The sequence below is a fragment of the Morganella morganii H1r genome (genome assembly GCF_000633515.1).
Classification (GTDB): Bacteria; Pseudomonadota; Gammaproteobacteria; order Enterobacterales; family Enterobacteriaceae; genus Morganella; species Morganella morganii_B.
In genome coordinates this window covers 1-12,360 of sequence record NZ_AYMP01000041.1, presented here as the reverse complement: position 1 = coordinate 12,360, position 12,360 = coordinate 1, and the positions used below count along the sequence as shown (strand labels likewise).

Below are 12,360 nucleotides of genomic sequence, written 5' to 3'. Positions count from 1 at the left end.
GAGGTAATTTTTGTATTACCTCATTATCAAACTATTCGGATTAATATTATGAATATTAAAGAATTAAAAGAGTTACTCAATGGTTTAACAGCTTCTGGTGTTTCGGAGTACACTCCTGTTACTATTCTTACAAAGCCAATAGAGATTCAAAATGACCTATTAAAATATGCCGATAAGATTAAAGATAAAATAGATGATTCAAATGTTATTAGTAATGGTATTGTAGAGCTTCATTCTGCGGGTATTACTAAAAATTGGTATTTCACCAGACCAAACGAATCTAGTATTAGTTTTGGTGTCGGAACAATTTTAGTTCTTAATGCAGATGGTTCTATAAATATCAGTGAAGATGAAGATATTTAGGCTGGATTCTGACTACCCTATGTTGGAGAGTGGCCTCCAACAGAGATCGGCGTTAATCCTGATTCCGGTGAGCCATAAATGCGCTACGTAAAATCTTTCGGGCATAGCCCCTGGATTTGCCTCAGATTTTGCGTAGCGACACCTCTGAATTTGGTTCCGATAAGACCCATTATGTTAAAGTCTCTGGTTTCACTATAAAAACAGGGCATTCAGTGCTTTTTGATTGCCCGGCGTTTATTTCTATACCCGATCACCCCGCTATACCTCTCAGATCTGAATGTAATTTTATTACAGAATCAGGACATTTTTCTGTGTCAATTCTCCCCCTGATGATTGATCGTAAAATCAGCCTCTGGCCTGTAAAAGGGCATGTTTACTATTTTTATCCGCTTTTTGATGTTTGTGACACTGTAACTCATGGTGTGTAAATTAAATGTATTTACACTGTAAACACCCGCGCGTCTTTACATTGTATTTTTATTGTAAATAATATCGCGTATATACATTGTGTTTACGATGTAAATTACATGGTGTATTTACGTGGCATTTACTATGTAAATGCATTTGTGTGTTTATGTCATCTTTACATTATAAAGATTTCTATGTATAAAGATCTTGTAAAGATGAATCAATCTTTGTTTCGCAAAGACACTGTAAATACAAGGAGCATTTGATGGGTAAGATTTTACTGGTTGTATCAGATAAAGGCGGAGTAGGAAAAAGTACATATGCAGCTAATACAGCCTCAATGCTGGTAAACAAAAATAAGTCGGTAATTGTCCTGAAAACGGACAAAAACAAAGACATGTTAAGCTGGAGTGAAAAACGCCAGGCTAACGGCCTGTTATCTGTACCTGTTTGTGAAGCATACGGGAATGTAACCAGAGAGATAAGTCGCCTGAGTAAGCTCTGTGACGTTCTGATCGTAGATTGCCCGGGGCATGACAGCCAAGAGTTTCGTAGCGCACTGACAGTATCGGATATCATGGTAACACTGGTAAAACCATCATCTGATTTTGAAAGTGAAACACTAACCAGTGTGACAGAAAAAGTCAGAATAGCTCAAAAAACAAATCCCAATCTGCAACCGTGGGTATTAATGACCCGCATTAATCCAAGTAAGCCACGCCACAAACAGAAAGCCATTGAGCTGGACAAAATACTGCGTTCTGACAGTGTTTGGATTCAGCCACTAAAGACAAGAATATCCGAACTGGATGTATTCGAAAACGCATGTAATGAAGGGGCTGGTGTGCATGATGTAGCCCGGGCTTCCAGTCTCAGTAATGCCAAAGGACAGCTTGAGCTGGTAGGTGTTGAATTAGGAATTATATAATTAATTCATGTAATTAACACTATGTTATTTATGTTGTAAATACATAGTAAAGATGCCATGATAAAGATCATCGATTATAGTGTCATAACTAAAGAGAACTAAAATGGCTTTAAAACTCAATACCCCCAAGATTCCTGAATCGAATGAACCAGCGACTAACGCAGAAACAGCGCGGTTCATTGCCGGAGCAAATAAAAAACCTGTCACCTCAAAAGCAAAGCTGCAAAATTTTCGGTTGAATGAAAGCTTTGAAGCGATCCTTGAGTCGGGTTCAGCGAGAACCGGACAAAGCAAAACAACCATACTAAAGGCGGCACTGGCAGCATGGGATAATATGGATGAAAACCAGCAAAACCATTGGATATTAGAATCAGCAAAAATGGGGTAATTTAGCATGATTGACACATTAACTTTTTAATTTCTTATTTTGCTATTTAGAAAAAATAATTTAAAGGGAATTCAAAATGAATGATGTCTATTATACAATATCACATTGTCATAATCATGATTCATGTGTTTATATGACAACGGATAACCACCAAGATTTTACAACGCTACCACCTGAGCCGGGAAAGACCATAATTTACTTTACCAGCAAGAAATTAGCTGAGAAATACATTAAAAACATCATAAATAATGATAAGTTATGTGTTAAAGAAATAAAAAATAAAGATGTGAATAGGTTAGAATGGATTTGTTGTTATGATTATAATATCCCTTTTGAGATAAATTTTTTGGGGATAATTTTACTTGGTTTTTTTATGACTGGTGCCTGTGCATTTATTATATGGGCTATGCCGTCACCTGATGATGTGAAAAACTGGATAGAAGAACACAGGGATATTGCCTCTGGTTTATTAATTACCTTGATTTTACTCTTATCAATACCACTCTTGAAGGGAAAGAAACACAAATGAATCTCATTCCCGAAAAAACTTTTTACACTCTGCTATTCCTTTTATCTAAAATGATATTAAAAGGATAAATCTATTATGATTACATTTTTACTCTGGGCGACTATAGTTGGCATGTTTACCGGACTCGTTGGTCTTTTTATGTTTTTTCATACATCAGATAAATCGGGTACGGGAAAAGATTTAATCTTAATTGGCATGGGGCTTGCCGGTTTATGTGCGACCGGCTTATTGTGGATGAAGAATTTTAGTTAAAAACATATTATTAAGTTTCCCACACCATATATAAACAGATAAGGATATATTAATGAATACTCAACGACTGTCACAGTTAATTTTTTTGTTTGAACGTATAGGCGGCAACGAATTAACCTTAGCGGCTGCTGTCGTCAGAAAGGCGGTTGAGGAAATGGAAGAAAAAGACCTGACCCCGGAAAGAGAATATTTACTGAGTAACCAGTTATGGGGACTGATCAGCACGGCTATCGATCATGCCGGTTATCCGGATTATTTTAACGAAGAACTGGAACAGCTTGAGTATGAGCTTGCCGGGCGCGCTCTGAACTATCGTCTTTTACAGGGTTGGTTAATCCGCGCACCCGATGCACCAAAATACTTTGAAAACTTCATTGACTAATCGTAGAACTGAACAGGACAAGACAGCAGCTGGACGATACCCAGCAAGCGATAGCCGGTTACAAAGACGCACAAACTGCATTGTTTAAATTAGTATGACGTCAGTTTATGCCGGTAGCTGACAACGATACCCCTCAAATAGCATCAAAGAACGATTGGCCAGCTGACCGGCGCCACGATTTTTGCAGTCAAACCAGAACTTGCCCAGCTAGCGGGGATTAATGATTATCACTATTGCTGATGTGGTTATTATCATTATTATTGGAATGTTGTAACTAATTATATTCAAAATAATTGCTGCATAATAACCCATTCCTGATTGCGGCCGCAGATGTTTATCTCACGCCAGCGAAATGCAGATTTGTTGTTTTACAAAAAGTTATGTGAATCTTACCCCTAAGAATATCAGTGAGTATTTTTGATTGATATCCTCGCGCTACGTGAAATCTGAGGTTTTGCAGCAAGGATCGTGTGCCGGATTTTACAGAGAACGGGCAAGAGAAAGGTAGCATTCATTGCCTAACGAAATTTCAACCCTGAACCATCCCTATACGTTTTTGACAGTTACCGCAGTATGCTGTCTTTTTTTCCTTAGTCTTAACGTAATCCCACATATGCGTGTTATCCCCATCTTCTCCATCAAAACGATAAAAAACGGATATGGAGCCGCTGACAGTCGCCCGAACATAAAATTCCTCATATCCACAGTACGGGCATTGCTGAATATTACCTTTGATTTTCTTCATTATATTTATTCCAGCTCAACACCACATTCACCGCATACCAGACTAGCCGAGGGTTTAGCCCACGCATTTAAACCACATCCCGGACACGTAAATTTAGTGCGCGTTCCGGTGCCTTTTGCCGGAGGGCGGATATCAATTACAGGATTCGGATCAGAAATCGGGCCTGTTACATCAATATCATCATCCGGAGATGAATTACGTTTATTCACCGTCCTGGTCAGCTTGCTGATAAGCTCCGACTCACTTTTATCTGTTACCCGCAACCAGTCATCAAGAATATCTCTGTTTATTTTAGATACAGGGATTATTCCGTCAGACCATTTATCGTACCAGGAGATGGAAAAACCATTTTTAAGAAGATCATAAACGGCTGTCTGAAAACGGCCACCACGGATAATAAAATGCGTCATTTGCTGCCCGGTTTTTTTTCCGCCCAGTAAACCGGTATTTGAGGGCATCAAACCAATCTGTTCCATTTTTTCACCCCAAACCCGATCATGGTAGCCCCCACGACATTTTTTTACGCCTGCAGTGTGATACTGCCAAACATGCACCATTTCATGTACAAGCGTGGAAAGCGTATCGGCTAACGAACGCCCCCCGAAGTAGTCCGGATTCATCGCCAGTTCTGACAGATTAGATTCACCGGTGAACCTATCCGGCGCAAAATACCCGAATGTATTTTTTCCGCGCTGGAGCGTGATCAGCATATCCGGAAGCAGCTGATCAAATAAAGTGGTGTTGAAAAAATCATAGGCTTGCTGTAGTTCCGCATATGCCTGGATAGAGGGTTTTTTGTTATTTTTCATGACAAACACCTTTGCAATGTACAATACAAATAATAGCGCAAAAAATTGTTTTGTACAATACAACTTCTGGCGCTATTATCAGATTCAACATTCAACATTGTAACAGTTTTGAATTTTGCCTTATAATCAGTTATGGATTTTTATTATTGTTATCATTAACTTAAATACGCATAGGTAGAGTGAAATATGGCTGACATTATTTATCTAACATTAAAAGGAAATAAACAAGGGATTATATCTGCTGGTTGTTCTTCTTATGATTCAATAGGAAACCGTTATCAAAATAATCATACCGATGAAATTTTAGTATATTCGACAGATTATGATATTAGTCGTCACCAAAATATTTCTCATGCTCCTTTTATTTTTGAAAAAGCCGACGATAAATCCTCCGCATTACTCCTGTCAAGCGTAACAAACAATGAAATTTTGGAATGTGATTTTAAATATTATCGTATCGATAAAAGCGGAGGATTATTACACTATAAAACGATTAAACTAACTAAATCATCAATTATTAGAATAAAAAACACTCACCCCAATTCTTTATTAGAAAACGAATCTTACCCAATGGAAACCATTTCACTACGATATGAGAGCATTACAGTTAATCACATCACGGCTAGCACGTCCGGTTACAGCATAAGTAATAATATCTAAAGGTAGCATTGTGATGAGAAATGATGTCTATAATAATCGTTATCATGTGCCAGTAATCACATCACCAAACCCTGTCAATCAAGCAATGATGAGTGATCCTGTTAAAATTTATATCATGATTAATAACGAATTCATTGGTCATGTAGGATTAGTTATTGGTGAAGGGGAAGAGGCATTGCTATACGATCCCGCAGGGAGCTATACCGGATGTAAAAATAATCAATGTGAAGGTGGCTCCTACACTACAAGGGGATCGGGTGATTTTTTTGAATATCCTGATTTCAATTGGGATGATTACCTTTCTTACCAATTATGGGATGGTAATGATATCGTTATTATAGAATTTGTGATCCCTAGGGAACAAGCTGAACATATTACCAAACTCATTTATGATCTTGGTGGTGCTAATGCTCTATTTTGTGCAACCAGAATTAATGATGTTTTAAAGCTATCAGGTGGTGTATTTAGTAACCTTGATAATCCGCTTTATATACGTTCTCCTTGGGAGCTAAAAAAACAACTCCTTGATATTTACTTCCCGGAACGAGGAGGGATTATTTCAGGTGCGTATTAATAAGAATACCCTAATACCATATATATCAATATTCATCAGTGTGATTTTCTATTATGCTGAAATGGCTCATCAGTTTTTCTTTAAAATATTTCCACATGCAACAAACACCATTGCATTATCCGAACATATCAAAACTATAAGTCACTATTATATAGTCTATCTGATTGTTATAATACCTATATTTATCCTTTTAAATGGAAAAATAAATTTACTATATAAGTGCTTGTTTTATTTTATTTTCCCTTATTTATTATCTTTATTTGTATGGTATGCTCATATCTATTTTTATTTACCAAAAAATCCTAACTTAGGAAGTGGAACATTACTTGGTGAACTTGGGTACATAACTGTGACGATCTATATCATATATGGATCATTCTTAATTCCTTTGATTGCGGTTTTGTGTGAGATATTTATTCGATTACTCTGTCGATATCTAGGCAGAGAGCCTTAATATAATACTGTCTTGCGCACACTTTGTTTTGTAGTGCCGCTACGTAAAATCCGGGGCAAATACAAGGGTTATGCCCGAAAGATTTTACGTAGCGCATTTACATGAATTTTTGAGCAAAAAAACCAATTATTAGAAATAAAGTTGTGGCAACAATAGGCATAATCAAGTCATACCAAATTGAATCTTTGTTTTGCGCGGGCATTCCTCTACCCATGCTCGCCAAACAACACAAGCCTATAGCCCACGGAATAGTTATATTTTCTACTCCAAAAGGAACAATGAACCATGACCAGAGCAAAGTAATAACATAACTGCTATAAAATAAACTAAAGACCCATACCCCTAACCCTAGTAATATCAACATATATTCCCCTCTTTAATTGCCTTCATGATTATCTGTTGAGCATCTGATTTATTCATGCTCAACGCCCCACGCTCCGCATACATCAAGTAATCTGCTGACAATCAAATCAGCCCCTTTTATCGTGTAATGAATACCATCCTGTGATCGCACCATAACCCCCCCCAACTTGTCGCTATACTCAGACCCGATAGCAACAGCAGGATTAAAACAAATCGCGCCTGTCGCGTTACAGGCACGATTAATCGCTATTCTGGTAAGGGTCAGTGATTTTTCTTTCCTCTCATCTTTCATTACCGGCGGCAAAATCCATGTGATCAGGGCATTTTCGTTACGGTTGCTGAGTAACCGGATAAGCCCTGTCGCTTTCTGCTGATAGCTATCTGTTTCCCGCTCAGTGATACCGTCATTTGCGCCAAGTGAAATAATGATATTTGAATAGCCCGAAATATCTACTGATCCGATGTAATCAGGCCAATTAAGTTTACCCGGATTTTTCAGCCCGGTACTCTCGAGGTAAAGACCATCAACAGGCATAACAGTCTTCATACTTTCCGCTACCGGATAAGCAAGGCTGTCTCCGATAACCAGTGTTTTGGCATACACTGATACAGAAAGCAGAAAAAGAGCCAACAATAATTTTCTTAGCATATTCAATCCCTAAATAGTCTTAATAAAAAAAACCCCGAAATTAAACGGGGCTTTGTTGATCAATCGGTTTTACTCAAAACCCATTTCTTTATTGTAGTCTTCAGCATACAGCATCAGTGTTTCATCGGTTTCACCGGCAGCCTTAGCTTGCTCAATCCAGTTAGCCATCCGACCGCGACCACTGTATGTAAGCCATTCACCACTATCAGGCTTTTTCCAGGCAAATTTAGCTTTACCCGGTTTAGATACTGTTTTACTGCGTTTTTTACCTGTAACACCACCAGTTGCCAGATACTCCGCAGTTATTGGCGTAAGAAACTCAGGGGGGATCGGCAATCCTGCATCTTCCAGTAACTTAATAGCCTGAATACGTTTTTCATCACGTTCACCGGCTTCCTGTTCAAACTGACGAAACTCAGCCTGTCTTTCTTCCTTGATGGATGCCAGTTTTCCGAGAATGTCATCCATGATATCAATCGGAGTATGTTTAAAACACCCGCGAATAGAAGACAGATTAGCCAGTACTTTACGTGCTATTTCGTATTCTTCATTTTTTGTTAAATCGTTCATTGTTTCCCTTTTTCTGAATCCGTTAAATTAATACCGTTATTTTTTTTCAAACTCAAATGATACTTTCCCTGATGCTGTATCTAAAATCAGTTTAGCATCAAAAGGTTTATCTGCTTTACTTTTAAAGCCTTTAATCATGCCCGTTTTACCGTCCCGTATCAACATTTCAACCTGTTTTTTGGTTATGCTTTTACCATTGATAACTTTCCATACCACAAATCCGCAGCGGGCTTTACAGGATGCAGCAACCTTACTGTTTTCGGTCAATTCTCCCTGACAAACAGGACACTTAACCGAAAAAGCGTTACCGGATGATGCGGCATTCACTTTAAGCTGGCTATCAATACCTGAACTGATCAGAGTTTGTATGTCAGAATAAAGCTGACTGACAAAATCATCAACAGACAGTGACCCTTTTTCAATATCATTTTGTTGTTCAGACCATAAAGCGGTTAAATCAGGCTGAGTTACATTAGCAGGCAGTGAATGATAAAAATCAAGTCCTGCCTGAGTCGGGATCAGTTTCTGTTTTTCAATCGCGATAAATCCCCGTTTAACCAGCAATGGAACATAACTAGCCCGGGTTGCCGGTGTACCTATACCGCCATGCTCATCTTTATTTCCGGCATCTTTCGCTTTTAGTGCCGCTTTGATTTTCGGATCAGAAACATAATTTGCTATCCGTGATAATGCCTCCAACAATGTTAATTCTGTGAATATTTCAGGCGGTTTTGTTTCACGGTTCGTATAATCACATTGCTCACAGGTTACAGTATTTCCTGTCCGCAGCCCAGATATAACCTTGTAAGTATCTGGTGTTTTTTCAGGTTCATCCGGTTCTGGATCATCATTAACATCACTGAAAAAAGCGGTATAACCTTTATCCTGAATTTCGGTTGCCCGGCAACTGAACGTATCACGATCATATTTCAGCACCGCCATTGCTTCTTTATAAATCTTTGGTGGTAAAAATTGCAGGATATATCGCTCTGCAATCGTCAGATACACCGCTTTTTCATCATCACTGAGTGAGGACATAGCCGGAACATTTAACGTCGGAATAATAGCCGTGTGAGCGGTTATATTGGCACTGTTAAACGCTTTACTTTTCTGATGCTCATTTATCGGATACTCCGAAAATTGTGCCAGTCCTTTTGTCAGGGCAGACAACAGCGCCGGAGCATCATTAAACTGATCATCTGATAAATACTGACAATCAGAACGATTATAGGTGATGGCCTTATGCTTTTCTCTCAGTTCCTGAGTCAGTTTTAAGGTTTTCTCTGCTGAAAATTTATGTGATTTTGCCATTGCCTGAGCCAATTTAAGTGAATTAAACGGCAGAGGTGCAAATTTATTTTTATCACATACAGCAGCTGATACAACATCAAATGTTTTTCCTTTAAAATATGCTGTCAGTCGTTTGGCATAATCTTCATCATTCAGGCGTTTTTTATCATCCTGTGGTGCATCCTCACTGACTTTCCAGTTAGCAGGAAAAACCATCCCACCTTGTGAAAATTGCCCCTGAATTGTCTGATAATAACTCACCTTGTGATTTTTATTATCCTCATAACGTTTACAGATCAACCCTAAGATTGGTGTCTGTACCCGTCCGACAGACAGAACGCCCCGATACCCTTTTGATTGTGCCGCCAGTGTATACGCCCGTGTCATGGATTTACCGTAAATATCATCCCCGACACTCCGCGCCAGTGCTTTTAAAAAGAGTCCTTTAAATTGCTTGTTATCTTTAAGGTTATTGACCGCTCTTTTAACGGCTGCATCCGTGTTATCGTTAATCAACAGGCGTTGTACAGGTTTTTTATAGCCCGCATAAATCAAAACCTCATCAACCAATAACTGACCCTCATCATCCGGATCGCCGGCATGGACAACACTGTCCGCCTTTTTCAGTAAATCAAGAATGATTTTTACCTGTTTTTTCGCGCTATCTTTCGGCACGTATTTTACCGGGTATAATTTCAGTGGTAAATCGTCTGCTTTCCACTGTTTATACTCAGGGCAATAGCTTTCCGGCTCCGCGCTGGATAATATATGTCCATAACACCACGTAATCACATCATTACCCAAATCAAAATACCCGTCTTTTCTTTCGGCCTTACCGCCCAGAGCTTTAATAATGTCTTTTGCAATATCAGGTTTCTCTGCAATCCATAATCTCATAATTCACTCTCCTAGAATAATCTTCGGTTTAAAAAATTCGCTTTTAATTAATTTAAATTAAATTTTCGGCATTAATTTCATGGTGAACCAGTTCACCACCCAGCAAGACAAACAAATAAGAAAAGGTTTTACCTTTATCAGCCAGCCATTTTTTATAAGTTGAAAGGATAAGCTGCCAGTCGGCTGAACCATAATGAGATTCAATAACACCAGTCTGACAACGGCTACCATCATCCTGTTTTTCGCCAGAAAAAACCATCCCTTCCCCTGAAATGGCGAGGTAATGACCACTGCCATCTTTAGGAAATGGCGAAGTATCAACCTCCATTGTTTTGTAATCAACAACTGTTGTGCCAATAATGATTGTTGTCATAATCGCCATTTATTTATCCTTTGCATCGAATTAATTTGTTAGCGCAACGAATAGCTCTTTCTTCTGAAACAAATCGCTTCCAGTTTTCTTCACTTACTGAATCCTTAAATATCATCTCCACACCATTAAATGCAAAGATACCTTCACGATTAAGTATGTTGGTTGCAATATCATATTGTGCAATGCGAAGGAATGCAGTGACCGAAAAACCAGATGTATCTGAAATTTTAGAGATAATGCATTCATCTGATTTAATTAATGCTGCGAAAGGTACGATTCTTTGATAACCAATCGACATTACGGGAAATGACCGAATAGAATAAAATGCAATCTGGTGACAATACTGCCCATAATCATCAATAGCAGCCAACCAGAAATTCTCTATTGACTTTAGCTTTTCATCAATATTTTCATCTGACATTTCAGGATTTAACAGATACCCCCCGTAGCACACATAATAAGGGTGTTCAGATTCGCAAAAATCCGTTAGTTCTTCAACATGGTTATCTTTCCAGTCTTTCAACAAACCAAACTCATTGGCATCAAGCAAAAATTTTCGATTTCCAGCATCAAATAGTGCATATTGCATAATCACTCCTTCACTAAAAGCGGAAAACTGATCTGTACATCACTGACATAGTTATCAAACCATATATCGAAAAAGTCATGCGATTGTTCGTAGAAACCATTCTCCTGATAGAATTTTTCAGCTTGAGCATTTGCATACATAAAGGAAAACTGCATAAACTCGATGAACTGAACATTACCTGGATCAACAAAACCCTTCATATACTGCCTGCCATCCCGCATAAAAGAGTCCTGCAAGTCATGAGTATCGGTAAAAAGCTGTTCAAGAATTGCAAAATCGGCAGTTTTGCCCGTAAAAAACAGGCCAGATAATGAGCCGTAATCACCAACATGTAAATCAACATAACAATCATGATTAAAATCAAATTTACTAAAATCTATACTAACAAGCTCATCAGTATTTTTCATTCCAAATCCCCTCCATCATATTCAGTAAAATTCACCTTTAAACCGTTATAGTTGAAAACTAATACGGAAACGTGACCAACAATCTTTCGCGCATTCAAAAATATCAAATGATTGTATTAAATCATTTTTTTGTACAAAAATAGAATCATCAATAAAAAAAGATACATACGGCAGATTGTTTATGGTGCAAACATCTGAATCAATAATATATGTGCGTTTACATAGTAAAATTAATTTTTTTATTTCATCTTCACTTGTAACCTCTAACACTCCATCCTTATTATAATAAGATTCATTCAAGCAATCAGAAAGCGTAACCTCATGCCCTGCATCGACAATATCAACAAAAGCATCAAAATCATTACCGCGATTTACATTAAAAACCTCGATCAAGGCTTTTTTATTTTATTTAAGTAACTCAAGTTGATTTTTAATTCTTTCAATTTTTAAAATAGTGTTCATTTTTACTCACCTCTGTCATATTCAGGAAAAACAACTTGCAACGGCATTCCGTTAGTTTTAACCATATAGTCTTTAACCAAACACCCGATTTGTTCCTCAGTCATGTAAACCTCAACTGTAAGCATTTTATCGTCCATCCATGATTCACTATCATTCATCCATGACTTAGCACTTTCAGGAGATTCGATTATCAATGGTGATTTTTTATTGTCAGCTCTATCCTGCAACCCGACTTTGATAGTTAAAACCGCCAAAGAAATAACAACAG

The 12,360-nt window shown here is 38.0% G+C and carries 18 protein-coding genes and 1 pseudogene; 8 read left to right on the top strand and 11 right to left on the bottom strand.

The window, feature by feature from the left end; genetic code table 11:
* Positions 1-48 precede the first annotated feature (48 nt).
* The 6 genes from U868_RS0119560 to U868_RS0119535 all read left to right on the top strand — a co-directional run bounded on the left by U868_RS0119560 (position 49) and on the right by U868_RS0119535 (position 3,250).
* Positions 49-363 carry a hypothetical protein gene (locus tag U868_RS0119560; RefSeq protein WP_025154746.1) on the top strand — a complete coding sequence of 105 codons (315 nt, stop codon included), beginning with the start codon at positions 49-51 and terminating at the stop codon, positions 361-363.
* A 673-nt stretch (positions 364-1,036) separates the two neighbouring features.
* The gene (locus U868_RS0119555; protein WP_025154745.1) at positions 1,037-1,699 is read left to right on the top strand and encodes a division plane positioning ATPase MipZ; all 663 of its coding nucleotides are present in this window, start codon (positions 1,037-1,039) and stop codon (positions 1,697-1,699) included.
* 103 nt (positions 1,700-1,802) lie between these two features.
* On the top strand, positions 1,803-2,087 hold the full coding sequence (locus tag U868_RS0119550) for a hypothetical protein (RefSeq protein WP_025154744.1): 285 nt from the start codon (positions 1,803-1,805) through the stop codon (positions 2,085-2,087).
* Positions 2,088-2,163: 76 nt separating this feature from the next.
* Positions 2,164-2,616 carry a hypothetical protein gene (locus U868_RS23785; RefSeq protein ID WP_162817264.1) on the top strand — a complete coding sequence of 151 codons (453 nt, stop codon included), beginning with the start codon at positions 2,164-2,166 and terminating at the stop codon, positions 2,614-2,616.
* Positions 2,617-2,691: 75 nt separating this feature from the next.
* Complete coding sequence (locus U868_RS25605; RefSeq protein ID WP_162817263.1) at positions 2,692-2,868, top strand: hypothetical protein; 177 nt, start codon at positions 2,692-2,694, stop codon at positions 2,866-2,868.
* Positions 2,869-2,920: 52 nt separating this feature from the next.
* Positions 2,921-3,250, top strand: coding sequence for a hypothetical protein (locus U868_RS0119535; RefSeq protein WP_025154742.1), 330 nt, complete (start codon positions 2,921-2,923; stop codon positions 3,248-3,250).
* A 529-nt stretch (positions 3,251-3,779) separates the two neighbouring features.
* On the opposite strand, the gene U868_RS0119530 is transcribed toward U868_RS0119535, so the two are convergent.
* Entirely contained in the window at positions 3,780-3,995 is a 216-nt protein-coding gene (locus tag U868_RS0119530) for a hypothetical protein (RefSeq protein WP_025154741.1), read from the bottom strand.
* Positions 3,996-4,000: 5 nt separating this feature from the next.
* Positions 4,001-4,804: a SprT-like domain-containing protein gene (locus U868_RS0119525; protein WP_025154740.1), complete on the bottom strand. Its 804-nt coding sequence runs from the start codon at positions 4,802-4,804 to the stop codon at positions 4,001-4,003.
* A gap of 186 nt (positions 4,805-4,990) precedes the next feature.
* Here U868_RS0119525 and U868_RS24780 point away from each other — a divergent pair, with 186 nt between their 5' ends.
* Complete coding sequence (locus U868_RS24780) at positions 4,991-5,464, top strand: Hcp family type VI secretion system effector (protein WP_071997742.1); 474 nt, start codon at positions 4,991-4,993, stop codon at positions 5,462-5,464.
* 13 nt (positions 5,465-5,477) lie between these two features.
* Positions 5,478-6,038, top strand: a complete 561-nt coding sequence (locus U868_RS0119520; RefSeq protein ID WP_025154739.1) for a hypothetical protein — start codon at positions 5,478-5,480, stop codon at positions 6,036-6,038.
* 551 nt (positions 6,039-6,589) lie between these two features.
* Here the strand turns inward: U868_RS0119520 and U868_RS0119515 are convergent.
* The 9 genes and pseudogenes from U868_RS0119515 to U868_RS0119475 form a co-directional block, all read right to left on the bottom strand.
* Complete coding sequence (locus U868_RS0119515; RefSeq protein WP_025154738.1) at positions 6,590-6,856, bottom strand: hypothetical protein; 267 nt, start codon at positions 6,854-6,856, stop codon at positions 6,590-6,592.
* 48 nt (positions 6,857-6,904) lie between these two features.
* Positions 6,905-7,504, bottom strand: coding sequence for a hypothetical protein (locus tag U868_RS0119510; protein WP_025154737.1), 600 nt, complete (start codon positions 7,502-7,504; stop codon positions 6,905-6,907).
* Between the two features lie 69 nt (positions 7,505-7,573).
* Positions 7,574-8,074 carry an H-NS family nucleoid-associated regulatory protein gene (locus tag U868_RS0119505; protein ID WP_025154736.1) on the bottom strand — a complete coding sequence of 167 codons (501 nt, stop codon included), beginning with the start codon at positions 8,072-8,074 and terminating at the stop codon, positions 7,574-7,576.
* A 36-nt stretch (positions 8,075-8,110) separates the two neighbouring features.
* The gene (locus U868_RS0119500) at positions 8,111-10,261 is read right to left on the bottom strand and encodes a type IA DNA topoisomerase (protein ID WP_025154735.1); all 2,151 of its coding nucleotides are present in this window, start codon (positions 10,259-10,261) and stop codon (positions 8,111-8,113) included.
* A 52-nt stretch (positions 10,262-10,313) separates the two neighbouring features.
* Positions 10,314-10,643, bottom strand: coding sequence for a hypothetical protein (locus U868_RS0119495; RefSeq protein ID WP_345840336.1), 330 nt, complete (start codon positions 10,641-10,643; stop codon positions 10,314-10,316).
* Positions 10,644-10,647: 4 nt separating this feature from the next.
* Positions 10,648-11,223, bottom strand: a complete 576-nt coding sequence (locus U868_RS0119490; RefSeq protein WP_025154733.1) for a hypothetical protein — start codon at positions 11,221-11,223, stop codon at positions 10,648-10,650.
* Between the two features lie 2 nt (positions 11,224-11,225).
* Positions 11,226-11,630, bottom strand: a complete 405-nt coding sequence (locus U868_RS0119485) for a hypothetical protein (RefSeq protein WP_025154732.1) — start codon at positions 11,628-11,630, stop codon at positions 11,226-11,228.
* A 45-nt stretch (positions 11,631-11,675) separates the two neighbouring features.
* Positions 11,676-12,023, bottom strand: coding sequence for a hypothetical protein (locus U868_RS25600; protein WP_162817262.1), 348 nt, complete (start codon positions 12,021-12,023; stop codon positions 11,676-11,678).
* 71 nt (positions 12,024-12,094) lie between these two features.
* Positions 12,095-12,360 (bottom strand): annotated as a pseudogene (locus tag U868_RS0119475) (hypothetical protein); the annotation flags it as partial.